Annotated in this window: 23 protein-coding genes; 14 read left to right on the top strand and 9 right to left on the bottom strand. The window is 69.8% G+C overall.

The features are described 5' to 3' along the window. Nucleotides 1–88 precede the first annotated feature (88 nt). Genes A5750_RS15300 through A5750_RS15290 form a run of 3 tightly spaced genes read right to left on the bottom strand, consistent with a single transcriptional unit; the run spans nucleotide 89 to nucleotide 3,787 of the window. Entirely contained in the window at nucleotides 89–574 is a 486-nt protein-coding gene (locus tag A5750_RS15300; RefSeq protein WP_067263862.1) for a (2Fe-2S)-binding protein, read from the bottom strand. Further along, nucleotides 567–1,451: a xanthine dehydrogenase family protein subunit M gene (locus A5750_RS15295; RefSeq protein ID WP_067263859.1), complete on the bottom strand. Its 885-nt coding sequence runs from the start codon at nucleotides 1,449–1,451 to the stop codon at nucleotides 567–569. Before A5750_RS15295 ends, A5750_RS15300 begins: the two co-directional genes overlap by 8 nt. Then, nucleotides 1,448–3,787 carry a xanthine dehydrogenase family protein molybdopterin-binding subunit gene (locus A5750_RS15290; RefSeq protein WP_067263855.1) on the bottom strand — a complete coding sequence of 780 codons (2,340 nt, stop codon included), beginning with the start codon at nucleotides 3,785–3,787 and terminating at the stop codon, nucleotides 1,448–1,450. Before A5750_RS15290 ends, A5750_RS15295 begins: the two co-directional genes overlap by 4 nt. A gap of 70 nt (nucleotides 3,788–3,857) precedes the next feature. Here A5750_RS15290 and A5750_RS15285 point away from each other — a divergent pair, with 70 nt between their 5' ends. After that, nucleotides 3,858–4,418, top strand: a complete 561-nt coding sequence (locus tag A5750_RS15285) for an NTP transferase domain-containing protein (protein ID WP_231989209.1) — start codon at nucleotides 3,858–3,860, stop codon at nucleotides 4,416–4,418. Here the strand turns inward: A5750_RS15285 and A5750_RS15280 are convergent. Further along, the gene (locus tag A5750_RS15280; RefSeq protein WP_067263893.1) at nucleotides 4,415–5,863 is read right to left on the bottom strand and encodes an amino acid permease; all 1,449 of its coding nucleotides are present in this window, start codon (nucleotides 5,861–5,863) and stop codon (nucleotides 4,415–4,417) included. The genes A5750_RS15285 and A5750_RS15280 overlap by 4 nt on opposite strands. 283 nt (nucleotides 5,864–6,146) lie before the next feature. On the opposite strand from A5750_RS15280, the gene dnaK reads away from it, so the two are divergent. Genes dnaK through A5750_RS15260 form a run of 4 tightly spaced genes read left to right on the top strand, consistent with a single transcriptional unit; the run spans nucleotide 6,147 to nucleotide 10,268 of the window. Then, a complete protein-coding gene (gene dnaK / locus A5750_RS15275; RefSeq protein WP_066947600.1) occupies nucleotides 6,147–8,006 on the top strand; it encodes a molecular chaperone DnaK in 1,860 nt (619 codons plus the stop codon). Next, entirely contained in the window at nucleotides 8,003–8,650 is a 648-nt protein-coding gene (gene grpE, locus A5750_RS15270) for a nucleotide exchange factor GrpE (RefSeq protein ID WP_067263851.1), read from the top strand. The genes dnaK and grpE overlap by 4 nt, the downstream gene beginning before the upstream one ends. 53 nt (nucleotides 8,651–8,703) lie before the next feature. Continuing rightward, nucleotides 8,704–9,882, top strand: a complete 1,179-nt coding sequence (dnaJ, locus tag A5750_RS15265; RefSeq protein WP_066947606.1) for a molecular chaperone DnaJ — start codon at nucleotides 8,704–8,706, stop codon at nucleotides 9,880–9,882. Beyond that, nucleotides 9,882–10,268: a heat shock protein transcriptional repressor HspR gene (locus A5750_RS15260; protein WP_066947611.1), complete on the top strand. Its 387-nt coding sequence runs from the start codon at nucleotides 9,882–9,884 to the stop codon at nucleotides 10,266–10,268. Before dnaJ ends, A5750_RS15260 begins: the two co-directional genes overlap by 1 nt. On the opposite strand, the gene A5750_RS15255 is transcribed toward A5750_RS15260, so the two are convergent. Next, nucleotides 10,269–11,171, bottom strand: coding sequence for an aldose 1-epimerase (locus tag A5750_RS15255; protein ID WP_066947614.1), 903 nt, complete (start codon nucleotides 11,169–11,171; stop codon nucleotides 10,269–10,271). 2 nt (nucleotides 11,172–11,173) lie between these two features. Next, complete coding sequence (locus A5750_RS15250) at nucleotides 11,174–12,346, bottom strand: FAD-binding oxidoreductase (RefSeq protein WP_066947617.1); 1,173 nt, start codon at nucleotides 12,344–12,346, stop codon at nucleotides 11,174–11,176. A gap of 69 nt (nucleotides 12,347–12,415) precedes the next feature. Between A5750_RS15250 and A5750_RS15245 the strand changes: the two genes are divergently transcribed. Beyond that, a complete protein-coding gene (locus A5750_RS15245; protein ID WP_082948130.1) occupies nucleotides 12,416–13,069 on the top strand; it encodes a TetR family transcriptional regulator in 654 nt (217 codons plus the stop codon). A 5-nt stretch (nucleotides 13,070–13,074) separates the two neighbouring features. On the opposite strand, the gene A5750_RS15240 is transcribed toward A5750_RS15245, so the two are convergent. Further along, complete coding sequence (locus tag A5750_RS15240) at nucleotides 13,075–13,500, bottom strand: DUF3060 domain-containing protein (RefSeq protein WP_082948129.1); 426 nt, start codon at nucleotides 13,498–13,500, stop codon at nucleotides 13,075–13,077. 125 nt (nucleotides 13,501–13,625) lie between these two features. On the opposite strand from A5750_RS15240, the gene clpB reads away from it, so the two are divergent. From clpB to A5750_RS15200, 8 genes are all read left to right on the top strand, one after another. Further along, nucleotides 13,626–16,172 carry an ATP-dependent chaperone ClpB gene (gene clpB / locus A5750_RS15235; RefSeq protein ID WP_066947628.1) on the top strand — a complete coding sequence of 849 codons (2,547 nt, stop codon included), beginning with the start codon at nucleotides 13,626–13,628 and terminating at the stop codon, nucleotides 16,170–16,172. A gap of 102 nt (nucleotides 16,173–16,274) precedes the next feature. Next, nucleotides 16,275–17,135, top strand: coding sequence for a trehalose monomycolate transport factor TtfA (ttfA, locus tag A5750_RS15230; protein ID WP_066947631.1), 861 nt, complete (start codon nucleotides 16,275–16,277; stop codon nucleotides 17,133–17,135). A 54-nt stretch (nucleotides 17,136–17,189) separates the two neighbouring features. Beyond that, nucleotides 17,190–17,963 (top strand): SDR family oxidoreductase, encoded by a 774-nt coding sequence (locus A5750_RS15225; protein WP_066947712.1) that lies wholly within the window; start codon nucleotides 17,190–17,192, stop codon nucleotides 17,961–17,963. Next, the gene (gene pyrE / locus A5750_RS15220; protein WP_066947715.1) at nucleotides 17,950–18,492 is read left to right on the top strand and encodes an orotate phosphoribosyltransferase; all 543 of its coding nucleotides are present in this window, start codon (nucleotides 17,950–17,952) and stop codon (nucleotides 18,490–18,492) included. Before A5750_RS15225 ends, pyrE begins: the two co-directional genes overlap by 14 nt. A gap of 1 nt (nucleotide 18,493) precedes the next feature. After that, complete coding sequence (locus A5750_RS15215; RefSeq protein ID WP_066947634.1) at nucleotides 18,494–19,402, top strand: hypothetical protein; 909 nt, start codon at nucleotides 18,494–18,496, stop codon at nucleotides 19,400–19,402. Continuing rightward, nucleotides 19,399–20,043 carry an RNA methyltransferase gene (locus tag A5750_RS15210; RefSeq protein ID WP_066947719.1) on the top strand — a complete coding sequence of 215 codons (645 nt, stop codon included), beginning with the start codon at nucleotides 19,399–19,401 and terminating at the stop codon, nucleotides 20,041–20,043. The genes A5750_RS15215 and A5750_RS15210 overlap by 4 nt, the downstream gene beginning before the upstream one ends. A gap of 130 nt (nucleotides 20,044–20,173) precedes the next feature. Beyond that, nucleotides 20,174–21,316 carry an XdhC family protein gene (locus A5750_RS15205; protein WP_197505430.1) on the top strand — a complete coding sequence of 381 codons (1,143 nt, stop codon included), beginning with the start codon at nucleotides 20,174–20,176 and terminating at the stop codon, nucleotides 21,314–21,316. 55 nt (nucleotides 21,317–21,371) lie between these two features. Further along, complete coding sequence (locus A5750_RS15200; RefSeq protein WP_066947636.1) at nucleotides 21,372–22,019, top strand: SRPBCC family protein; 648 nt, start codon at nucleotides 21,372–21,374, stop codon at nucleotides 22,017–22,019. On the opposite strand, the gene eutC is transcribed toward A5750_RS15200, so the two are convergent. After that, nucleotides 22,016–22,786: an ethanolamine ammonia-lyase subunit EutC gene (gene eutC, locus A5750_RS15195; protein WP_067263848.1), complete on the bottom strand. Its 771-nt coding sequence runs from the start codon at nucleotides 22,784–22,786 to the stop codon at nucleotides 22,016–22,018. The two genes, A5750_RS15200 and eutC, sit on opposite strands and share 4 nt — an antisense overlap. Next, nucleotides 22,786–24,192, bottom strand: coding sequence for an ethanolamine ammonia-lyase subunit EutB (locus tag A5750_RS15190; protein ID WP_066954678.1), 1,407 nt, complete (start codon nucleotides 24,190–24,192; stop codon nucleotides 22,786–22,788). The genes eutC and A5750_RS15190 overlap by 1 nt, the downstream gene beginning before the upstream one ends. Nucleotides 24,193–24,195: the final 3 nt, after the last annotated feature.

Raw genomic sequence — 24,195 nt, 5'->3', positions numbered from 1 at the left:
TCAGCAATATCGGGAAATCAGATTACGCGCGAAGTGACGAAACCCCCGGTAACCGCGCACCTATCGATGCGGCCCCGATGGTGAAGCTTTACCGCTGCGTGACCGATTGCGTCTCGGCGGCGCGCCGGGCGGCCGCGACGATGCCCTGGTAGCCGGTGCACCGGCAGAAGTTGCCCGAAAGGCCTTCCCGGATCTCATGGTCGCTGGGGTCGGGGTTGTCGCGCAGCAGCGCGGTCAGCGACATCACGAAACCCGGCGTGCAGAAGCCGCATTGCAGCCCGTGGCACTCCCGCAGCGCCGACTGCACGGGCGACAGCGTGCCGTCCGGTGCGGCGACGCCTTCGACCGTCGTCACCTCGGACCCGTCGGCCTGCACCGCGAACATCAGGCACGAGCGCACGGCCTCGCCGTCCAGCAGCACCGTGCACGCCCCGCACGCCCCGTGCTCGCAGCCCAGGTGCGTGCCGGTCAGTCCGCACTTGTCCCGCAGGAAGTCCGCCAGCGTCATCCGCGGCTCCACCCCGGCCGTGATCGGAGTTCCGTTGACGGACAGCTTGATTGGGTGTTCACGCATTGCTTGCCCCCAGGGCTTCGGCTATCGCTTGTGTCCACGCGCGCGCGGCCATGGTGGCGCCGACCTTCAACCGGTAGGACGCCGACCCTTGCAGGTCGTTGGGAATGTCGTCGAGCCCGCTCATCGCGGCCTCGCCGATCTCCTCGGGCACCAGCTCGCCGACCGGCCTGCCCACGGCGGCGACCTCGGCCGCCGTCGCGCGCCGGACGGTGGACCCCATGCCCAGCAGCCCGATCGCGCAGCGCGACACCCGGTCGCGATCGTCGAGCTGAACGGCGATCAGGGCTCCGGCAATCGCGAAATCGCCGTGTCGGCGGGAGAATTCCTCGACGGCGAACCCGGACCTGCCGTCCCAGACGGGGAACCGCACCCCGGTCAGCACCTCATCGGATTCCATGGTGGTCTCCCACACCCCGGCGAAGAAGTCGGCCGCCGCGATCTCGCGGCGCCCGCGTGGCGACTGGACCTCCATCACCGTATCCAGGGTCAGGGCGACCGCCGGGTATTCGCCGGCGGCGTCGGCATGGGCGATCGACCCGCCGAGGGTGCCCCGGTTGCGGATCTGAAAATGCCCGACGAACGGGGTCACCCGGGTCAACAGCGGAACCGCTTGGCGCACTTGCTCGTCGGCGCCGACGGTGGTCTCGGTGGTGCCCGCGCCGACCCACAGTTCTGAGCCCCTGCGCTCGATGCCCTGCAGCTCGGGCAGCCGGGAGATGTCGATCAGATGGTCGAAGTAGGCCAGCCGCATCGCCAGCATCGGCACCAGGCTCTGGCCGCCGGCAAGGATTTTCGCGTCGTCGCCCAGTTCGGCCAGCAGGCCCACGGCGTCGTCGATGGTGTCGGGGCGGTGGTATTCGAACGCGGACGGTTTCACCGTTCCCCCCGTTCCAGCTGGGCGGCTATCGACGCCGGGCTGGCCGGCAGCCGGGTGATCGTCACACCCAGCGGTGCGAGCGCGTCGTTGACGGCGTTGATCACCGCAGGCACCGAGCCGATGGCCCCGCCCTCGCCGGCGCCCTTGTAGCCGCCGGGCCCCGGCCCGGGAATCTCGACGTGACCGAATTCGATCGGCGGCACCTCGGTGGCCGTGGGCAGCAGGTAGTCGACGAAAGTCGTTGCCAGCGGGTTGCCGTCGTCGTCGTAGACCATGTCCTCCATCAGGGCACCGCCGATGCCCTGCACCGTTCCGCCGGCGATCTGGCCCTCGACGACCGACGGGTTGATCATCGGCCCGACGTCCTCGCTGACGATGTAGCGCAGCAGCGTCACCTTGCCGGTCGCCACGTCCACCTCACAGGTGCAGGCGTGGGTCGCGTTGGACCAGTGGATGGGGTTGGTCGAGTTGAACCGGGCGGTCGCCTCCAGGTTGGTCGACATCCCCGGTGGCAGCTGCTGCGGCGAGTAGTAAGCCACGTACGCCAGCTCGCCGAACGACACCGACCTGGCCGGGTCACCGCGGACGCTGGCCACCGAAAACCCAAGTTCCACTTCCGATTCCGCGACCTTGAGGTGGTGCGCGGCCAGCGCGACGATCTTCTCGCGCAGGATGGCGCCCGCCTCGCTGACCGCCCCCGCGGTCATCGGCGCGCTGCGGCTGCCCTGCGTGCCGGCCCCGTAGGGGGTGACCGCGGTGTCGCCCTGGATGGTGGCCACGTCGTCGATGTCGGCGCCCAGCGCGTCCGCGGTCAACTGGACGACGGTGGTCTCGATGCTGTTCCCGCTCGAGCCGCCGTTGACGTACACGTTGATCTTGCCGGTCGGTTCCATGCGGATGGTGGCGCCTTCGGTGGCCAGGTGGCCGGTGGCGGCGCCGGTCGGCTCGATGTAGGCCGAGAAGCCAAGGCCCAGATAGCGGCCCCGCGCCAGCGCCTCGGCTTGCTCTTTGCGAAACCCTTCGTGGTCAAGGATTTTCACCGCCTGCTCGAAGGTTTCGATCGGGGCGACGTGGTCGTAGGGCATGCCGTTGGGGTTGACGTAGGGCATCTCGTCGCGGCGCAACAGGTTTCGGCGGCGCAGCTCCACCGGGTCGGTGTTCATCTTGCGGGCGGCGATGTCGAGCAGGATCTCGCGCGCCAGCGTCTCGTACTGCCACGGGCCGCGATAGGCGGCCAGGCCGCTGGTGTTGGAGAACACCGTCTTGTAATTGAAGCTGGCTTTGGGCACCCGGTAGGGGCCCGGGAAGAACATCCCGATGGCGGCCGTCGTCAGCACCGGATACGGCGTCGGGTAGGCGCCGATGTCCTGGACGAAGTCGATGTCCGCGGCCGCGATGTTGCCCTCGGCGTCGAAAGCCATGCGCGCGGTGCCGTCGACGTGCCGGGCCTGCCCGGCCGACATCAGGTTCTCGCGCCGGTCCTCGATCCACTTCAGCGCCGCCGGCACCTTGCGCGCGGCCAACATGATGCACATGTCCTCGCGCATCGGGACTACCTTCTGACCGAAGCCGCCGCCGGTGTCGCGCATGATGACCCGAACTCGTTGCGCCGCAATGCCTAACAGTCGGGCGCAGAACGCCCGCAGCTCGTGCGGGGTCTGCGTCGACGCCCACATGGTGAGTTCTCCTGTGACGGCCGTCCATTCCACGACCAGGCCGCGGGTCTCGATCGGCACCGGCGCGTAGATCTGCTGATAGATGTGCTCTTTGACGACGCACGGCGCGTTGGCGAACAGCTCTTCGTCGGGCGGGGCCCCGCCCATCCCGCCGGCGACGTTGTTCGGGTAGGCGTCGTGCACCAGCACATCGGAGTCCTGGGCCCGGGTGAAGTCGCTGACCGCGGGCAGCGGCTCGTAGTCCACCTCGACGAGTTCCAGCGCGTCCTCGGCGATGTAGCGGCTCTCGGCGACGATGAGCGCGACGGGGTCGCCGACGAACTTGGCCTCGCCCTCGGCCAGCGGCGGTCGCGGGGTGTCCGGCATGTCCTTGCCGGCGACGGCGTGCCACGCCTCTTTCACGTCCGGGTTGAGGTCGTCGGCGGTGAACACCGCGCGCACACCGGGCAGCGCCAGCGCGGCCGAGGCATCGATGCCGTTGATGCGCGCCCGCGCGAACGGGCTGCGCACGAAGCAGGCGTGCAGCATGCCCGGCCGCGAGATGTCGTCGACGAAGCTGCCGCGGCCGGTCAGCAGCCGGCCGTCCTCCACCCGCTGGACGCGGGTGCCGGCGTACCGGGGCGCCGGGGTGACGGCGCGCCCTTGTACGTCCTGACTCATGACGCTCCATCCGACGCCGGTGCATAGCGAAGTTATCGCTTTGGGAGAAGTGCAATGTCATCATAGGAGAGTGGGGTTACCGGAGTCGACCTCTCCACCACACAGCATCGGTGTCGTGCTGGCCGCGGGCGCCGGGCGGCGCTATGGCAAGCCGAAGGTGCTGGTCGAGGGCTGGCTGCAGACTGCGGTCGACGCCCTGCGCGCCGGGGGCTGCGCCGACGTCGTCGTCGTGCTGGGCGCCGCGCAAGTCTCCGCCCCGACCGGGGCCGTCGCGGTCATCGTGCCGCGGTGGGAAGACGGGTTGAGCGCCTCGGTGCGCACCGGCCTGGAGTCGGCCGGCCGGATGGGCGCGGATTACGCCGTGCTGCACGTTGTCGACACCCCGGACGTCGGTTCCGCCGTGGTGGCGCGGGTGCTCGGCCGCGCGATCGCGTCCCCCAGCGGGCTGGCGCGCGCCGTGTTCGGTGACCGCCCGGGCCATCCGGTGGTGATCGCGCGCCGGCACTGGCCCGAGGTCCTGTCGAACATCTCCGGTGATCGCGGCGCCGGGGCGTACCTGCGCACCCGGCACGACGTCGAGGTCGTCGACTGCGCGGACCTCGCCGGCGGTCAGGACATCGACGAGCCTTAGGCCGCCGGGGATGGGTCGGCGGCCGGCAGCGCGGTGTCCTGGGCTGCGGCGTGCACCCGGTGGCGGACCAGATACCAACCGCCGATCAGCCCCGGGATGCCGACCGCCATTGCGCCGAGCAACCACGGGCCTTGGACCTTGTCCAGCAACATCAAGACCAGGACGCCGGCCAGGAAGGCCAGCGTCAGGTATCCGCTGTAGGGCGCGAGCGGCATCCGAAAGTGCGGCCGTTGCAACTTCCCGGCGCGGGACAGCCGGTAGAACCGCAGCTGGCTCGCCACGATCGTGCCCCAGGCCACCACCACGCCCACGGCGGCGATGTGGAGCACGATTTCGAACGCCTGGCTCGGTTTGACGGCGTTGAGCACGATGCCCAAGAGGCCGACAACGGCGGTGAGCAGGATTCCGCCGTAGGGCACGCCGTTCTTCGTCATGGGTGCGGTGAACTTCGGGCCGCTGCCGTTGATCGCCATCGACCGCAGGATGCGGCCGGTGGAGTAGAGCCCGGCATTCAGGCTGGACAGCGCCGCGGTCAGGACGACGAGGTTCATCACGCTGCCCGCCCCGCCGAACCCGACCTTCGAGAAGAACGTCACGAACGGGCTCACGTGGTCCCGGTAGGCGGTGTGTGGCAGCAGCAGGGCCAGCAGGATCGTCGACCCGATGTAGAAGATGGCGATGCGAAACACCACCGAGTTGATCGCGCGCGGCATGATCTTGTGCGGGTTCGCGGTCTCGCCGGCCGCGATGCCGACGAGTTCGACGGCGGCGTAGGCGAAGACCACCCCCGAGGTGACGAGCACCAGGGGCAGCAGGCCGGCCGGCAGGAGGCCGCCATGGCTCTCCCACAGCGCCACGCCGGGATCGTGACCGTCGACCTTGAAGCGGCCGACCAGGAAGACGATGCCGACGACGAGGAACGTCACCAGGGCGAGCACCTTGATCAGCGAGGCCCAGAATTCCAGCTCGCCGAACAGCTTGACCGAGATCAGGTTCATCGCCAGCACCATGACCAACGCGATCAACGCCAGCGTCCACTGCGGGACGGCCTGAAACGCCGTCCAGTAGTGGCAGTAATGCGCGATCGCGGTGGTGTCCACGATCCCGGTCATCGCCCAGTTGACGAAGTACAGCCAGCCCGCGGCGAAAGCGGCCTTCTCGCCGAAGAATTCCCGGGCATAGGACACGAAGGATCCCGACGAAGGGCGGTACAGCACGAGTTCGCCGAGGGCGCGCAGGATCAAGAACACGAAGATGCCGCAGATCCCGTACACCAGGAACAGCCCCGGCCCCGCCGACGCGAGCCTTCCGCCGGCGCCCAGGAAAAGACCCGTTCCGATGGCCCCGCCCAGGCCGATCATCTGTACCTGGCGGTTCGTGAGCCCCTTGTGATAGCCCGCGTCTTCGCGGGTGAGCCGCGCGGCGGCGCTGTCGAGCTGTGCCATCAAGCTCCTGCCGGGGGTGGCTCCAGGGAAGCTCAGGTTAACCCATCGGCGAGCCGCCGGCCTCGCTGTGCGGCTGCCGGTCCTTCGAGGGCCGTTGGTCGCCGCGCACTTTTTCGGTGCCCCGGGAACAAGACGGCGAGGTGCGCCGTTAGCATGATCAAGAAGTTGAGCGAACCAGACTCAATGCTGGGTTGACACCGCGGTGTCGCCAAGAGCAGTCTTGAGCGGGGTTCACTCAGCATAGTGGCACCAAGAAGGCTCTACTCAATCAGGAGGAATCACTATGGCTCGTGCGGTCGGTATCGACCTCGGGACCACCAACTCCGTCGTCGCAGTTCTCGAGGGCGGTGACCCCGTCGTCGTCGCCAACTCCGAGGGCTCACGGACGACCCCGTCCATCGTCGCGTTCGCGCGCAACGGCGAGGTGCTCGTCGGCCAGCCCGCCAAGAACCAGGCGGTGACGAACGTCGACCGCACCATCCGTTCGGTCAAGCGGCACATGGGCACCGACTGGTCCATCGAGATCGACGACAAGAAATACACCGCGCAGGAGATCAGCGCGCGTGTGCTGATGAAGTTGAAGCGCGACGCGGAGGCGTACCTCGGTGAGGACATCACCGACGCCGTCATCACCGTTCCGGCGTACTTCAACGACGCCCAGCGCCAGGCGACCAAGGAAGCCGGCCAGATCGCCGGCCTGAACGTGCTGCGCATCGTCAACGAGCCGACCGCGGCCGCGCTGGCCTACGGCCTGGACAAGGGCGAGAAGGAACAGACCATTTTGGTCTTCGACCTCGGTGGCGGCACGTTCGACGTCTCGCTGCTCGAGATCGGCGAGGGCGTGGTCGAGGTCCGCGCCACCAGCGGTGACAACCACCTCGGTGGCGACGACTGGGACGACCGGGTCGTCGAGTGGCTCGTCGACAAGTTCAAGGGCACCAGCGGCATCGACCTGACCAAGGACAAGATGGCGATGCAGCGGCTGCGTGAGGCCGCCGAGAAGGCCAAGATCGAACTCTCGAGTTCGCAGGGCACCTCGATCAACCTGCCCTACATCACCGTCGACGCGGACAAGAACCCGCTGTTCCTCGACGAGCAGCTGACCCGCGCCGAATTCCAGCGCATCACACAGGATCTGCTGGACCGCACCCGTCAGCCGTTCCAGTCGGTGATCAAGGACGCCGGCATCTCGGTCTCCGAGATCGACCACGTGGTGCTAGTGGGTGGTTCCACCCGCATGCCCGCGGTGTCCGAGCTGGTCAAGGAGATGACCGGCGGCAAGGAGCCCAACAAGGGCGTCAACCCCGATGAAGTTGTGGCGGTGGGAGCGGCTCTTCAGGCAGGTGTGTTGAAGGGTGAGGTGAAAGACGTTCTGCTGCTTGACGTTACGCCGCTGAGCCTGGGTATCGAGACCAAGGGTGGCGTGATGACCAAGCTCATCGAGCGCAACACCACGATCCCCACCAAGCGGTCGGAGACCTTCACCACGGCCGACGACAACCAGCCGTCGGTGCAGATCCAGGTCTATCAGGGTGAGCGCGAAATCGCTTCGCACAACAAGCTGCTCGGCTCCTTCGAGCTGACCGGCATCCCGCCGGCTCCGCGCGGCGTCCCGCAGATCGAGGTCACCTTCGACATCGACGCCAACGGCATCGTGCACGTCACGGCCAAGGACAAGGGCACCGGCAAGGAGAACACGATCAAGATCCAGGAGGGCTCCGGCCTGTCCAAGGAGGAGATCGACCGGATGATCAAGGACGCCGAGGCGCACGCCGAGGAGGACCGCCAGCGTCGCGAGGAGGCCGACGTTCGCAACCAGGCCGAATCGCTGGTCTACCAGACGGAGAAGTTCGTCAAGGAGCAGCGCGAAGCCGAGGGCGGGTCGAAGGTTCCCGAGGAGACGCTGTCCAAGGTCGACGGCGCCATCGCCGAGGCCAAGACGGCCCTGGGCGGCACCGACATCGCCGCGATCAAGGCGGCGATGGAGAAGCTGGGCCAGGAGTCCCAGGCGCTCGGACAGGCGATCTACGAGGCCACCCAGGCCGCGGGCGGCGCGGAGGCCGGTGCAACCGGCGGACCGTCGGGCTCGGCCGACGACGTCGTGGACGCGGAGGTGGTCGACGATGACCGGGAGTCCAAGTGACGGACGGAAATCAGGAACCGGTAACGGTCACCGACAAGCGGCGGATCGACCCCGAAACGGGTGAGGTGCGCCACGCCCCTCCCGGCCCAGAGCCGGGAGGGGGCACGTCGCCCTCCGGGGATTTTGCGGGCGAAAGCCCCGAGGAGGCCGGCAAGGCCGCCGAATTGCTGGGCGACCTGCAACGGGTCCAGGCCGACTTCGCCAACTACCGCAAGCGTGCGCTGCGCGACCAGCAGGCCGCCGCGGACCGCGCCAAGGCCGCCGTCGTCAGCCAATTGCTGGGCGTGCTCGACGATCTCGAGCGGGCGCGCAAGCACGGCGACCTGGAGTCCGGCCCGCTGAAGTCGGTGGCCGACAAGCTGGACAGCGCCCTGACCGGACTCGGTCTGGTGGCGTTCGGCGAGGAAGGCGAGGACTTCGACCCGGTGTTGCACGAAGCCGTGCAGCACGAGGGTGACGGCGGCGACGGCTCCAAGCCGGTGATCGGCACGGTCATGCGGCAGGGTTACAAGCTGGGCGAGCAGGTCCTGCGGCACGCTCTGGTGGGTGTCATTGACACAGTCGCAGACACGGTGCCGGACGACGGCGCCGCGGCGGCGGGGCCGGCCGAATCGAACGATAACCCCGGCGCATCCGGTGAATAGACCACACAATCAGCACAACAACAGAACAGAAAGGTGGAAGGGGGTGACGCGACATGGCCCAGCGAGAATGGGTCGAAAAGGACTTCTATAAGGAGCTGGGCGTCTCCTCTGACGCCAGTCCCGAAGAGATCAAACGCGCTTACCGGAAGCTGGCGCGCGACCTGCATCCGGACGCCAACCCCGACAATCCCGCCGCCGGCGAGCGATTCAAGGCGGTGTCGGAAGCGCACAACGTGTTGTCGGATCCGGCGAAGCGCAAGGAGTACGACGAAACCCGCCGCCTGTTCGCAGGCGGCGGATTCGGCGGCCGCCGGTTCGACACCGGTGGTTTCGGCGGCTTCGGTGCTGGCGGTGACGGCGCCGAGTTCAACCTCAACGACCTGTTCGACGCCGCCGGCCGAAGCGGTGGCGCCAACATCGGTGACCTGTTCGGCGGCTTGTTCGGGCGCGGCGCAAGCGCCCGTCCCAGCCGGCCGCGCCGCGGCAACGACTTGGAGACCGAGACGCAGCTGGACTTCGTCGAGGCCGCCAAGGGCGTGGCGATGCCGCTGCGGCTGACCAGCCCGGCGCCGTGCACGAACTGCCATGGCAGCGGCGCACGTCCGGGCACCAGCCCGAAGGTGTGCCCCACCTGCAACGGTTCCGGCGTGATCAACCGAAACCAGGGCGCGTTCGGCTTCTCCGAACCCTGCACCGATTGCCGGGGCAGCGGCTCGATCATCGAGCACCCCTGTGACGAGTGCAAGGGCACCGGGGTCACCACCCGCACCCGCACCATCAACGTGCGCATCCCGCCCGGCGTCGAGGACGGGCAGCGCATCAGGCTGCCGGGGCAGGGCGAGGCCGGGCTGCGCGGGGCCCCGTCGGGCGATCTGTACGTGACCGTACATGTGCGGCCGGACAAGGTATTTGGGCGCGACGGTGACGACCTCACCGTGACCGTTCCCGTCAGCTTCGCCGAATTGGCCTTGGGCTCTACGATTTCGGTGCCCACGCTGGACGGCAAGGTGGGCGTGCGGGTACCCAAGGGGACCTCCGACGGCCGCATCCTTCGGGTGCGTGGGCGTGGTGTCCCCAAGCGCAGCGGCGGTAACGGGGACCTGCTCGTCACGGTGAAGGTCGCCGTGCCGCCGAACCTGGAGGGCGCGGCCGCCGAGGCGCTGGAGGCTTACGCGGCCGCCGAGCGTGCCAGCGGGTTTGACCCACGCGCGGGATGGGCGGGTAATCGCTGATGGCCAAGAATTCACGAGACGAGTCTCGGACGTTCCTGATCTCGGTCGCCGCCGAGCTGGCCGGCATGCACGCCCAGACCCTGCGTACCTACGATCGCCTCGGCCTGGTCAGCCCGCAACGCACTTCCGGTGGGGGACGGCGTTATTCGGAGCACGACGTCAACCTCCTGCGCGAGGTGCAGCGGCTGTCCCAGGACGAGGGCGTCAACCTCGCCGGCATCAAGCGCATCATCGAGCTGACCAATCACGTCGAGGCGCTGCAGGCGCGCGTGCAGGAACTCACCGAGGAGCTGGCACAGCTGCGCGCCGGCCAGCGCCGCGATCTGGCGGTGGTGCCCAAGAGCACCGCCGTGGTGGTGTGGCAGCCGCGCAGAACGCGCGGCTGATCAGACCCGGATCGAAAACTGGGTGACCGCGGGCTCGCCCGGCCGCGCGCAGCGATAGCCGCCGCGGCGCAACGCGTCGGTCGGCGCGGTCATCGGCTCGAAGCACACGATGCGTTTCGCGGGGTCGTCGCCGGTGGGCGCGAAGATCTGCGTCGCGGGATACCCCCGTTCGAAGTGGACCTCCACGCGCCGCCCGCCCCCCGAGACCGCGAACACCGCGCCGTCGGGCACCTGGTCGTAGGCGTCGTCAAAAGCCTTGTCCCCCAAGGGCTCCGCGAGCGCTGCCGGGAGCTCGGATTCGCCGGTGGGCAGCCCGAGGTCGTCGAGCCGCAGATGCCGCAGCGGCGGCGTCTCGATCACCCACTCGGCGCGCGGCGCGTCGGGGATTTGTAGGTAGGGGTGAAAACCGAAGCACAGCGGGACGGCGCGGGCGCCGGTGGCGGTCACCGTGGTGCGCACCGTCAGCGTCCGCTCGGCCAGCCGCACCGCCAGCGTCAGCACATGCGGATACGGGAAGCTGGCCAGCAATTGCGGGTCGGCGGCGAAATCCAACTCGGCGGTCAACTCGTTGGCCGACTCGGCGGTCACCCGCCAGCCCGGGTAGGCGGCCAGCACGCCATGGATCGGCAACCCGTTCGGATCGGCACGGACACGGTTTTCACCCGGCGTCAGCGTCGCCGTCACGCCTTCGGCCGTATAGGTGTTCTCGCCCAACCGATTCGCCCACGGGTACAGGATCGGGATGCCCATCGTCTTGCCCGCCGCCACGTAGGCGTCCAGCCCGCGCCGTTGCCCGAGCAGCTCCACGCCGGCATCGCTCAGCGAGGTGCCGATCATGCCCGCCTCGGGCACGAACTCCGCGGCCACCGGCGACGCCGGGTCGCGCAGGGTGACGACGCGCATGCTTACCTCCACAGTGGGTCGTGCTGGATATGTTCCGGCGGAGCGCCTTTGGCGATCAGGGCGGCCTTGGTGGCCCGCACCATCGCCGGCCCGCCGCAGATCAGGATCTGCCGGTCGCCCCACCCGCCGTATTTGGTCACCACGTCGGGGAGCCGGCCGGTCTGCCGCACATGCAGGCCGCGTGGCGGCGTGCAGTCGGGATAGTCGGCGGCCCATGCCGGGTCGGCGCTGTACTCCGACACCGGCGACACCGACAGCCATGGATTGTGGGACGCCACCTGCCACAGGGTGGGCAGGTCATAGAGCTCGCAGCGGTAGCGGGCGCCGAAGAACAGGTGCACCCGCGGGTTCACCGCGTACCGGCTCAGGTCCATGATCAGCGCCCGCAGCGGTGCCAGCCCGGTGCTACCGGCGACCATCAGCACGTCGCCGCCGTCCCGGTCGACCCGCAGACCGCCGTGCGGACTGGACAGCCGCCACCGGTCGCCGGGCCGGGTCTCGTTGACGATGGCGGTACTGACCAAGCCGCCGGGCACCACGCGGATGTGGAACTCGATGCCGCCGCCGGGATCCGCCGGGATGGCGGGCGACAGGTACCGCCAGCGGCGCGGGCACTGCGGGACGTGGACGTTGACGTACTGGCCGGCGTGATAGTCCATCGGGCGGTCGAGCTGCAGCCGGACCACCGCAAGGTCGCGGGAGACTCGCATGTGTTCGATGACCGTGCCGTCCCACCAGGCGGGCCCCTCCTCGGCGTCCGCGGCGCCGCGCATCACCCCGACGATCAGGTTGAGCGACTGGTCGGCCGCCTCGTCGACGGAGTCGGTCCAGGCATCGCCGAGATGGGTGCGCAACGTCGACAACAACGCGCGCTGCAACGTGTCGTAATGCTGGGGCAGCACACCGTATTTGCGGTGGTCCCGACCGAGCTGAGCCAGGAAGGCGACCGGTTCCTGGGCGCGCTGGGCGACGAGTTCGCCGTACACCCAGTGCAGGGCGTGGGCGAAAGCGATCCGCTGCCCGCCCATTTCGGGCGGGAACAGGTCGCGTACCGACACGTCCATGCCGAACCAGTGGGTGTAGAACCGGCGGACGAGTTCGTTGCCGGGGCCCGACTCCTGCTGCGCGAAGGCGTCGCGCAGCACCCGCAACGCTTCGGTGTCCTCGAGCCCCACGGGGCCCGATTCTAGGCGCGCCGGCCGTCGGGATATTTTCAACAATTAATGAAATGATACCGTCGTCGTATGCCGTCACCTGCTGCTTCCCCATCCGATGCGCGAAAGCGCAGGGGCCGCCGCCAGGGCGAGCCCGTGTCGAAGGATGTGGTGCTCCGCGCGGCCAAGCAGCGATTCGCCGCCCAGGGCTACGAGAAGACGACGCTGCGTGAGATCGGCGAGGACGCCCACGTGGACGCCGCGATGGTGCTGTACCTGTTCGGGTCCAAGGCCGAGCTGTTCCGTGAGTCGATGCGGCTGGTCCTGGATGGCGGCGTGCTGGTCGCCGCGATGACCGGCGGCTCGCGCGCCGACATCGGCGCCCGGTTGGTGCGGGCCTACCTGCAGATCTGGGACGAGCCGGAGACCGGGCCGACCATGGTCGCCATGATGCACTCGGCGATGCTGAATTCCGACGCGCACGAGGCCTTCCGCGATTTCATGCGCGGTTACGTGATGGCGGCCATCTCCGGCGTCCTGGGTGAGGGTCCGGACACCTTGCTGCGGGCCAACCTCGCCGGCACCAACCTGGTCGGCACCGCGCTGTTCCGCTATGTGATGAAGGTGGGCCCGCTGGCCGATCTCGGCACCGACGAGGTGGTCGCGCTGATCGCGCCCAGCGTGCAGCGCTATCTGACCGCGGACGTGGACGAGCTGGACCTGCCGGCCGGCTATCGCCCGTGACCGGCTCAGCCCTGCTTGACGGTGTTGGTCGTCCCGGCGTTGACGACGTTCGGTGACCCCCAGTGGAAGGTGACCGCGTTGCCGGTCCCGGAGGTGCTGACCGCGTCCGCGCTGTCGACCGCGACGCGGTTGCCGTGGCCGGAGACACTGACGCTGGTGCAGTGCCCGGTGACGGTGACGGTGTTGGTCTGGCCGCTGACTGACAGGTAGCCGCCCTGGCAGCGGATGGTCTTCGACGTGCCGGTGCCGTTGACCTGCAACGTGCCCGACTCCGGGACGGTCGCCGACGGTCCGGCCCCGCCGAGGTCGGTGCGGAACCCGGCTACGGCGAGTCCCGCCAGCGACAGCCCGGCGACCACGATGGCCAGCCGGAACGCGCCGCGGACGCGGCCCGCCTCGGCCCGCTCCTGGTGCGGTTCGGTCTGCGTCATCGCCAGGTGGGTACCCCGCGCACCATATCGTCCAAAACTCGTTAGAGTTGAGCGGAACACACTCAACCTTGACGGCGTTGAACAACGCGACAAGCATTTTCCCTACTTATGCGAACGGAGGCGTCGTGGACTCTTTCAACCCGACAACCAAGACGCAAGCGGCCCTGACCTCGGCGCTTCAGGCGGCCTCGGCCGCCGGCAACCCCGAGATCCGCCCCGCGCACCTGCTGATGGCCCTGCTCACGCAGGCCGACGGCATCGCGGGACCGCTGTTGGAGGCTGTCGGCGTCCAGCCCGCGACAATTCGAACCGAGGCCGAGCACCTGGTCGAACGGCTGCCGCAGGCCAGCGGCGCCAGCTCGCAGCCGCAGCTGTCGCGCGAATCGCTGGCCGCCATCACCACCGCCCAGCACCTGGCCGTGGAGATGGACGACGAGTACGTCTCGACCGAGCACCTGCTGGTCGGTCTGGCCACCGGTGATTCCGACGTCGCGAAGCTGTTGACCGGCCACGGCGCGTCGCCGCAGGCCCTGCGCGACGGCTTCGTCAAGGTCCGCGGCAGCGCCCGCGTCACCAGCCCCGAGCCCGAGGCCACCTATCAGGCGCTGGAGAAGTACTCGACCGACCTGACCGCCCGCGCCCGGGAAGGCAAGCTCGACCCGGTCATCGGGCGGGACAACGAGATCCGCCGCGTGGTGCAGGTGCTGTCGCGGCGCACCAAGAACAACCCGGTGCTCATCGGTGAGCCCGGCGTCGGCAAGACCGCGATCGTCGAGGGCCTGGCCCAGCGGATCGTGGCGGGCGACGTGCCGGAGAGCCTGCGCGACAAGACCGTCATCAGCCTGGACCTCGGCTCGATGGTGGCCGGCGCCAAGTACCGCGGCGAGTTCGAGGAGCGGCTGAAGGCCGTCCTCGACGACATCAAGAACTCCGCCGGGCAGATCATCACGTTCATCGACGAGCTGCACACGATCGTCGGGGCGGGCGCGACCGGCGAGGGCGCCATGGACGCCGGCAACATGATCAAGCCGATGCTGGCCCGGGGCGAGCTGCGGCTGGTCGGCGCCACCACGCTCGACGAGTACCGCAAGTACATCGAAAAGGACGCCGCGCTGGAGCGGCGCTTCCAGCAGGTGCTGGTCGGCGAGCCGTCGGTGGAGGACACCGTCGGCATCCTGCGCGGGCTCAAGGACCGCTACGAGGTGCACCACGGTGTGCGCATCACCGACTCGGCCCTGGTCGCCGCGGCCACTTTGAGCGACCGCTACATCACCGCCCGCTTCCTGCCGGACAAGGCCATCGACCTGGTCGACGAGGCCGCGTCGCGCTTGAAGATGGAGATCGACTCGCGGCCCGTCGAGATCGACGAGGTCGAGCGCCTGGTGCGCCGCCTCGAGATCGAGGAGATGGCGCTGGCCAAGGAAGAGGACGAGGCGTCCAAGGAGCGGCTGGAGAAGCTGCGCTCCGAGCTGGCCGACCAGAAGGAGAAGCTGGCCGAGCTGACCACCCGCTGGCAGAACGAGAAGAGCGCGATCGACGCGGTCCGCGAGCTCAAGGAGCAGTTGGACACGCTGCGCGGGGAGTCCGAGCGCGCCGAGCGCGACGGCGACCTGGCCAAGGCCGCCGAGCTGCGCTACGGGCGGATTCCCGAGGTGGAGAAGAAACTCGACGCCGCGCTGCCGCACGCCGAGGCGCGCGAGAACGTGATGCTCAAGGAGGAGGTCGGACCCGACGACATCGCCGACGTGGTGTCGGCGTGGACCGGCATCCCGGCCGGGCGGATGCTCGAGGGCGAGACCGCCAAGCTGCTGCGCATGGAAGACGAGCTGGGCAAGCGCGTCATCGGCCAGAAGAAGGCGGTGACCGCGGTTTCCGACGCGGTGCGCCGCAGCCGGGCCGGCGTCGCCGACCCCAACCGGCCGACCGGGTCGTTCATGTTCCTCGGGCCGACCGGTGTCGGTAAGACCGAGCTGGCCAAGGCGTTGGCGGAGTTCCTGTTCGACGACGAACGCGCGATGGTCCGCATCGACATGAGCGAGTACGGCGAGAAGCACTCGGTCGCACGGCTCGTCGGCGCCCCTCCGGGTTACATCGGCTACGACCAGGGTGGTCAGCTGACCGAGGCGGTGCGGCGGCGGCCGTACACGGTGATCCTGTTCGACGAGATCGAAAAGGCGCACCCGGACGTGTTCGACGTGCTGCTGCAGGTGCTCGACGAGGGCCGGCTCACCGACGGGCAGGGCCGCACGGTCGACTTCCGCAACACCATCCTGATCCTGACGTCCAACCTCGGGTCGGGCGGCAGCGAGGAGCAGGTGATGGCCGCGGTGCGCTCGGCGTTCAAGCCCGAGTTCATCAACCGGCTCGACGACGTGATCATCTTCCACGGCCTCGAGCCCGGCGAGCTGGTGTCGATCGTCGACATCCAGCTGGCCCAGCTGCAGAAGCGGCTGGCGCAGCGCCGCCTCACGCTGGAGGTGTCGCTGCCGGCCAAGCAGTGGCTGGCCCAGCGCGGGTTCGACCCGGTCTACGGCGCCCGGCCGCTGCGCCGGTTGGTGCAGCAGGCCATCGGCGACCAGCTGGCCAAGCTGTTGCTGGCCGGCGACGTGCACGACGGCGACACCGTTCCGGTGAACGTCAGCCCGGACGGCGATTCGCTGATCCTGGGCTGACCCCGGGGGACCGTCCCAGTGGTGGCGACCCGCCACGCTGTAATTGGGTTGTGACCAGCCGGACTTCTTTATTCCGGCGGAAATGCAGATACCCTGTGTGGGATGGTCCCCCTTTGGTTCACGCTGTCCGCGCTGTGCTTCGTCGGCGCGGGGGTGTTGCTGTACGTCGACCTCGATCGACGCCGCGGACGCAGCAGGCGCCGCAGGTCGTGGGCGCGGTCGCACGGGTTCGACTACGAGCGTGAATCGGCCGACATCCTCAAGCGCTGGAAGCGCGGTGTGATCTCGACCGTGGGCGACATCGCCGCCGAGAACGTGGTGCTGGGCCAGATCCGCGGCGAGGCCGTCTACATCTTCGACCTCGAGGAGGTCGCCACCGTGATCGCGCTGCACCGCAAGGTGGGCACCAACGTCGTGGTGGACCTGCGGCTCAAGGGACTGAAAGAGCCGCGGGAGAGCGACATTTGGCTGCTCGGTGCGATCGGCCCGCGGATGGTGTACTCCACCAACCTGGACGCCGCCCGGCGCGCATGCGACCGCCGCATGGTCACCTTCGCGCACACCGCACCGGATTGCGCCGAGATCATGTGGAACGAGCAGAACTGGACGCTGGTCGCCTTGCCGATCACCAGCACCCGCACCCAGTGGGACGAGGGGCTGCGCACCGTGCGGCAGTTCAACGACCTGCTGCGGGTGTTGCCGCCGCTGCCGGAGGAAACCCAGCAGGAGGCGGGCGCGCCCGCGGGGCTGCGCAACGCGTCGCCGAGCCGCCCGCTGGCCCCGGCCGGCCGCGCGGAGTTGCCGCCCCGGCGCGCGCAGCAGGACGTCACGGGGCTGCTGGGCGACGCTCCTGCTCGCCGGCCGGCCGAGCCGATACGCCGGGAGCAGCGCGGCTCGGACGCCGTTCGCCGCCCGCCGCCGGCCGGGCGCAACGGCCACCAGGCCACCAACTATCAGCACTGACGGCGCGCCGGGCGCCGGATGGGCGGCGCGGCCGCCGTCATTAGGATGTCGCTCATGCCTCGTCCTGTCGCCCTGATCACCGGGCCCACGTCCGGGATCGGCGCCGGCTTCGCGCGACGCTATGCGAGCGACGGCTACGACCTGGTCCTGGTCGCCCGCGACGTCGACCGGCTGCACGAACTGGCGCGCGAGCTGGAGGGCCGGGCCGGCAACGTCGAGGTGCTGCCCGCCGACCTGGCCGACGCCGCCGGTCGCGACAAGGTCTGCGAACGCCTGGCCCAGGGCGTCCGCGTCCTGGTGAACAACGCGGGCTTCGGCACCTCGGGCGATTTCTGGGCCACCGACCCCGCGCTGCTGCAATCGCAGCTCGACGTCAACGTCACCGCGGTCATGCACCTCACCCGCGCGGCCCTGCCGGCCATGCTCGACGCGGGCGCCGGCACCGTCATCAACATCGCCAGCGTCGCCGGCCTGGTGCCGGGACGCGGGTCGACCTACTCGGCGTCCAAGGCGTGGGTGATCTCGTTCAGCGAGGGCCTGTCCGTAGGCCTGCAGGGCACCGGCGTGGGAGTGCACGCCGTGTGTCCGGGCTACGTGCGCACGGAATTTCACGCCCGAGCCGGGATCGACATGGCCAAGTCGCCGTCGTTCATGTGGCTCGAGGTGGACGACGTGGTGAACCAGAGCCTGGCCGACATCGCCCGCGGCAAGGTGATCAGCATCCCCGGCCTGCAATACAAGGCGATCATCGCCGCGGAACGGATGATCCCGCGGACGCTGATGCGGGCCGTGACCAAGCGGATCGGCGGTGGCCGTGGCCGGACCTGACCTGCGCGAGGAGCTGGCCGACCTGGTGCGCCGGCTTTCGGTGGTGCACGGCAAGGTGACGCTGTCGTCCGGCAAGGAGGCCGACTACTACGTCGACCTGCGCCGCGCGACCCTGCACCACCGGGCCTCCGCCCTGATCGGCACCCTGATGCGCGACCTCACCCACGACTGGGACTACGACGTGGTCGGCGGGCTGACGCTGGGTGCCGACCCGGTCGCCACTGCCGTCATGCACGCGCCGGGCCGCCCGATCGACGCGTTCGTGGTGCGCAAGTCCGCGAAAACCCATGGGCTGCAACGCCTTATCGAGGGATCCGAGGTCGCCGGTAAGCGGGTGCTGGTCGTCGAGGACACCAGCACCACGGGCGCGTCGGCGCTGACGGCGGTGCGCGCCGTCCAAGAGGCGGGCGGCCAGGTGGTCGGGGTGGCCACGGTCGTGGACCGCTCGACCGGCGCCGCCGAGGCCATCCAGGCCGAGGGCCTGCCGTATCGCAGCGTGCTGGGCCTTGCCGATCTGGGGCTGGGCTAGGTTGCATCGCCGTGCGCACCTCTTCGCGGTAGCGGCCTGCGCGCTGGCCCTGCTGACGGGCTGCTCGGGGTCCAGCCAACCGGTTCGCCCCTACGGCGCCCAGGGCGCGCGGCTCGGGGAGTCGCTTTCGCTGCTGGGCTGGAACATGGCGGTGTCGAACATGCGCTGGGACGGCGACTACGTGCTCATCGACGTCGACGCCTCCGCGGCCGACTCGCACGCGCCACGGGCCAAAGCCGAGGACCTCCGGTTCGGCCTCTACGGCGCGCTGTCGCATCCGATCGAGTCGACCGGACTGGGCAGCTGCGACCGCGGGACGGCCAAAGTGCCCGACGTCCACTCGCCGCTGTCGGCGCCCGGTGACCGGCTGACCGGCACGGTTTGCCTTGGGCCACTGAAGGATCGGAGTCAGGTCCGCGGTGTGTACAGCTACTCGCCGCGCGACCGGATCCCGAACACCTCGGCGGCCTACCCGGCCGCCTTCCCGGTGGGGCTGATGCCCACCAACGCCAACGACACCGGCCTGGCGGTCAAGACCACCAGCCTGTCGGCCTGGCGCGCCGACGGCGCCCCGGTGACCAAGGCGCAGCTCGGCGACCCCGCGGCGTTCAACGGGAACGGCTATATGCTGCTGGGCCTGGAGGCCGACGGGCTGGCGGCCCGGTACCGCGACGACTCGGCCAAACGCGGAGGGCCGCTGATGCTGCTCGCGTCGCCGACGCTGCCCGGCGCCGGACTGAACCCGGCCTGCGCGGCGTACGGGTCGTCGGTGCTGATCCTGCCCGACGCCTCGCTGGACGCGGTGCACGTCAGCGCGTCGCTGTGCACCCAGGGCGAGATCAACGAGGCGTTGCTCTACGCGACGGTGGCCGTCGACGGCACCCACGCCGCTGTGTGGACACCGCGATGAGCGATCCGGGGCCGACCGAGTGGGGCGCACCGGCCGGCGGGGTCGGGCCCTGGGCGGGCGAGCTGCCCGACGACCCGCGGTATGACCCAGTCCTGTTGCGCGAGGGCGACACTCGCAACGTCGTCGATGCGTACCGGTACTGGACGCGGGAGGCGATCATCGCCGACATCGACCGGCGGCGGCACCCCCTGCATGTGGCGATCGAGAACTTCGGGTACGACGCCAACATCGGCTCGGTGGTGCGCACCGCCAACTCCTTCGCGGTGCACACCGTGCACATCGTGGGCCGGCGGCGCTGGAATCGCCGCGGCGCCATGGTGACCGACCGCTACCAGCGGCTGTGCCACCACGACAGCACCGCCGAACTGCTGGACTTCGCCGTGCGCGCCGGGCTGACGGTGGTCGCGGTGGACAACGTGCCGGGGGCGGCCCGTCTGGAGGAGGCCGCGCTGCCGCGGGAGTGCCTGCTGGTGTTCGGTCAGGAGGGGCCGGGCATCACCGACGACATCCGGGCGGGCGCGGCCACGACGGTGTCGATCGCCCAGTTCGGCTCGACCCGCAGCATCAATGCCGGCGTGGCCGCCGGTATCGCGATGCACGCCTGGATTCGGCAGCACGCGGACCTGTCCCGGGCCTGGTAGCGGCCGTCCGCGTCGAGTGTGCGCTCGGGGCGGGCATTCTCGGCGTGTCGCCGCCCTCCACGCACACTCAACGCCAACGATTCACACCCGAAGTCAAGCCGGGTCATGCCTGTCCGCCTACGTTGGACGAGTGCGTGACGTGCTTGCCGAGCTGATGTCGATCTGGCGCGCTGGCGACACCGCGGGGCTGGGGACGGTGGTGCGCACCTTCCGGTCCGCGCCGCGTCCGCCGGGGGCCGCGATGGTGGTGGCGCCGGACGGCTCGGTAACCGGGTCGGTGTCGGGTGGTTGCGTGGAGGGCGCGGTGTACGAGCTCGCGACCGAGGCGACGAAAACCGGGGCCGCGCGGCTGGAACGCTATGGCGTCAGCGACGACGACGCCTTCGCCGTCGGCCTGACGTGCGGCGGCGTCATCGACGTCTTCGTCGAGCCGGTTTCACGCGCGTCGTTTCCCGAACTCGGCGCGGTGGCCGACGACATCGCCGAGCGCCGCGCGGTGGCGACCGCGACCGTGATCGCGCACCCGGACCCGTCCTGGGTGGGCCGGCGGGTGGTCATCCGGCCCGACGGGATGGCGGGATCGCTGGGTTCGGCCCGTGCCGACGCCGCGGTCGCCGACGACGCGCGCGGCCTGCTCGCGCTGGGGCGCAGCGACGTCCTCAAGTACGGGCCCGACGGGCAGCGGCTCGGCGACGGCATGGAGGTCTTCGTGGCCAGCTATGCCCCGCCGCCGCGGATGCTGGTGTTCGGCGCGATCGACTTCGCGGCCGCGCTGGCCCGGCAGGGTTCGTTCCTCGGCTACCGCGTCACCGTGTGCGACGCCCGACCGGTGTTCGCGACCCGGGCGCGCTTCCCGACGGCCGACGACGTCGTCGTCGACTGGCCCCACCGCTATCTGGCCGCCCAGGCCGAGGCGGCCGCCGTCGACCGCCACACGGTGATCTGCGTGCTCACCCACGACCCCAAGTTCGACGTGCCGGTGCTCGAGGTCGCGCTGCGCCTGCCCCAGGTCGGCTACGTCGGGGCGATGGGGTCGCGGCGCACCCACGACGACCGCCTGAACCGGCTCAAAGCCGCCGGCCTGACCGAGGCCGAGTTGGGCCGGCTCTCCAGCCCCATCGGGCTGGACCTCGGCGCGCGCACCCCGGAGGAGACCGCGGTCTCGATCGCCGCCGACATCGTCGCCAAGCGCTGGGGCGGCGGGGGCCGCCCGCTGGCTCAGATCGCCGGGCGCATCCACCACGACGCCGGGGACCCCACTCTACTTCCGTAGTGTCGCCCGTAGGCTAGTGCCGACGCCGTCGCCGCCGCCCACGAGAGGACCCCGCATGAAGATCGCCAACCGGTTCACCGTCAGCGCCCCCATCGACCGGGCCTGGGACGTGCTGAGCGACCTCGAGCAGGTGATCCCGCTGATGCCCGGGGCGGCGCTGACCGGCCACGAGGCGGACGACTACCTCGGCAAGGTCAAGGTGAAGGTTGGGCCGGTCACCAGCGAGTTCAGCGGCAAGGTGCGTTTCGTCGAGCACGACCGTGGCCAGTACCGGGCGGTCATCGACGCCAAGGGCAAGGAGACGCGGGGGACCGGCAACGCGGCCGCCACGGTCACCGCCCAGCTCTACGAGGACGGCGAGCGCACCGGCGTCACCGTCGACACCGACCTCAAGATCGCGGGCAAGCTGGCCCAGTTCGGCAGCGGCATGCTGCAGCAGGTGTCGGAGAAGCTGCTGGGCCAGTTCGTGGAATCGCTCGAAGCCGAACTGGCCGCGCAGAGTGTGGCGGCGCCGGCCACGCCGGAGGGTCCCACGCAGGTCGGACCCGTCCCCGAGCCGCGACACGCGGCCCCTGCCGCGGAGCCCGCGCCGATCGACCTGCTCGAGCTCGCCGGCGGCGACCAGCTCAAGAGGTACGCCCCGCTGGTGCTGGCCGTGCTCGCCGCGCTGGTGCTGGGTTGGATGCTCGGCCGCCGGCGTTAGGACGGCCGATCTATTTCTGCCGGCGCGGCCGCCGACTGGGCTAGGCCTATTGCTGATCGCGTCGTGTCTTTGAGGGCGACGCCCGAGTGGCCGAGTTCGCGGGCCCCGGCCACCAGCCCCGCGGCGACCGCCGCCGCCGCCGGGTAGTCGAGGCCGTCGGGCGGATGGATGTTGGAGATGCAGTTGCGGTCGGCGTCGGTGAGCCCCGGCTTCGGCCGATGCGTCAAGTAGATGCCCAGGCTGTCGGCGACCGACAGGCCCGGGCGCTCACCGATGAGCACGAGAACCGTTGCGACGCCTAGGGCTTGACTGATGTGGTCGCCGAGCGCGACGCGCGCCTGGGTCGCGATGACGGGCGGCGCAATCCGGTATCGGCCGTCGAATTCGCGGACCAGCGCGTCGACCATGCCCGCCGCATGATCGGTCAGGGCGCGCGGTGAGAGCCCGTCGGCGAGGACAAAACCGATGTCCGCCTTGGTCTTTCGCAGACCCGTCAAGTCGGCCGGGCTGCGGCCGAGGTCGGGCCGGCGCAGGTATTCGCCGCGCGAGGCCGCCCGGCTGCACACCCGGAGCGGCTCGTCGATTCCGACGTCGCGCAGCCGCGCGATGAGGCCCTCGACGTCGAGTGGCTCGTGCACGGCGTCGCGGGCCGCGGCGTGCGCCGCCTGAAATTCCAGGACGCGGCGGGTCGGCAGCGAGTTGCCCGCCCGCCCGAGCCCGATGCGCGCCTGCGTGGTGGCGCGCAGGGGTGCCCAGATGTCGTCCATCAGCCGGCTGCCAGCGCCCGCAGCGGCGACGTCGCGAGGTCGACGGGCAGGATCCGGCCGTCGGCGTCGACCATGCCCAGGCCGGCCAACCATGCTTCGAATTCGGGTGCGGGCCGCAGCCCCAACGCTTTTCGCACGTACAGCACATCGTGGAAGGACAGGCTTTGGTAGCCGAGCATGATGTCGTCGGCGCCGGGAACCGTGATGACGAACGCGGTGCCCGCCGCGCCGAGCAGGGTCAGCAGCGTGTCCATGTCGTCCTGGTCGGCCTCGGCGTGGTTGGTGTAGCAGACGTCGACGCCCATCGGCAGGCCGAGCAGTTTGCCGCAGAAGTTGTCTTCGAGTCCGGCGCGGATGATCTGCTTGCCGTCGTAGAGGTACTCGGGTCCGATGAATCCGACGACGGTGTCGATCAACAGCGGCTGCAGCGCCCGGGCCACCGCGTAGGCCCGCGCCTCCAGCGTCTGCTGATCGACCGGCTGGTTCCCCACGCCCAGGTGGGCACCGGCCGACAGGGCCGCGCCCTGCCCGGTCTCCAGATACATGACGTTGTCGCCGACGGTGCCGCGGCGCAGCGACCGGGCGGCCTCGTTGGCCTCCATCAGCATGCCGATGGAGGTCCCGAACGAGGAGTTGGCGCCCTCGGTGCCCGCGATCGACTGGAAAACCAGGTCGACGGGCGCGCCCCGGTCGATCAGCTCCATCGTGGTCGTGACGTGGCACAGCACGCAGGATTGGACGGGGATCGCGAACCGCTGGCGAATGTCGTCGAGCAGGTGCAGCAGCTCAGACGCCGCGTGCGGCGAGTCGGTCGCCGGGTTGATGCCGATCACCGCGTCACCGCAGCCCATCAGCAGGCCGTCGAGCAGCGCCGCCGCGATGCCGCGGGGGTCGTCGGTGGGGTGGTTGGGCTGCAACCGGGTCGCGAGCGTGCCCGGCAAACCGATCGTGGTCCGGAAGGCCGCGGTGGCCGTCGTCGCGGCGGCCACCAGGATCAGGTCCTGGTTGCGCATGATCTTCGACACCGCGGCAACCATTTCCGGTGTCAGCCCGGGGGAGATCGCGGCGATCCGCGCCGCGCCGTCGTCGCGGGACGCCGCATCCAGCAGCCAGTCGCGGAAGCCGCCCACGGTCAAGTCCGCGATCGGTCCGAACGCCTCGGGGTCGTGGCCGTCGATGATGAGCCGGGTGACCTCGTCGGTCTCGTACGGCACGACCACATCGGTGAGGAACGTCGCCAGCGGTATGTCGGCCAGCACCCACGCGGCCGCCGCCCGTTCGGCGTCGGAGCCGGCGGCGCAGCCCGCGAGCTGGTCCCCGGAGCGCAACGGTGTCGCCTTAGCCATCACGTCGACCAGGCCGGAGAAGGTGTGCGTGGTCCCCGAAATGGTTTGCCGGTAGCGCATATT

This window comes from Mycobacterium sp. 852002-51613_SCH5001154, from assembly GCF_001667425.1.
Classification (GTDB): Bacteria; Actinomycetota; Actinomycetes; order Mycobacteriales; family Mycobacteriaceae; genus Mycobacterium.
This window is presented reverse-complemented; position numbering and strand designations above follow the sequence as displayed.

Coding starts and splice junctions, on each gene's coding strand:
- A5750_RS15200 (WP_066947636.1), top strand. CDS start 21,372: ATGAAGATCGCCAACCGGTTCACCGTCAGCGCCCCCATCGACCGGGCC.
- A5750_RS15190 (WP_066954678.1), bottom strand. CDS start 24,192: ATGCGCTACCGGCAAACCATTTCGGGGACCACGCACACCTTCTCCGGC.
- A5750_RS15260 (WP_066947611.1), top strand. CDS start 9,882: ATGGCCAAGAATTCACGAGACGAGTCTCGGACGTTCCTGATCTCGGTC.
- ttfA (WP_066947631.1), top strand. CDS start 16,275: ATGGTCCCCCTTTGGTTCACGCTGTCCGCGCTGTGCTTCGTCGGCGCG.
- eutC (WP_067263848.1), bottom strand. CDS start 22,786: ATGGACGACATCTGGGCACCCCTGCGCGCCACCACGCAGGCGCGCATC.
- A5750_RS15280 (WP_067263893.1), bottom strand. CDS start 5,863: ATGGCACAGCTCGACAGCGCCGCCGCGCGGCTCACCCGCGAAGACGCG.
- A5750_RS15245 (WP_082948130.1), top strand. CDS start 12,416: ATGCCGTCACCTGCTGCTTCCCCATCCGATGCGCGAAAGCGCAGGGGC.
- dnaJ (WP_066947606.1), top strand. CDS start 8,704: ATGGCCCAGCGAGAATGGGTCGAAAAGGACTTCTATAAGGAGCTGGGC.
- A5750_RS15210 (WP_066947719.1), top strand. CDS start 19,399: ATGAGCGATCCGGGGCCGACCGAGTGGGGCGCACCGGCCGGCGGGGTC.
- A5750_RS15225 (WP_066947712.1), top strand. CDS start 17,190: ATGCCTCGTCCTGTCGCCCTGATCACCGGGCCCACGTCCGGGATCGGC.
- dnaK (WP_066947600.1), top strand. CDS start 6,147: ATGGCTCGTGCGGTCGGTATCGACCTCGGGACCACCAACTCCGTCGTC.
- A5750_RS15240 (WP_082948129.1), bottom strand. CDS start 13,500: ATGACGCAGACCGAACCGCACCAGGAGCGGGCCGAGGCGGGCCGCGTC.
- A5750_RS15300 (WP_067263862.1), bottom strand. CDS start 574: ATGCGTGAACACCCAATCAAGCTGTCCGTCAACGGAACTCCGATCACG.
- A5750_RS15290 (WP_067263855.1), bottom strand. CDS start 3,787: ATGAGTCAGGACGTACAAGGGCGCGCCGTCACCCCGGCGCCCCGGTAC.
- A5750_RS15255 (WP_066947614.1), bottom strand. CDS start 11,171: ATGCGCGTCGTCACCCTGCGCGACCCGGCGTCGCCGGTGGCCGCGGAG.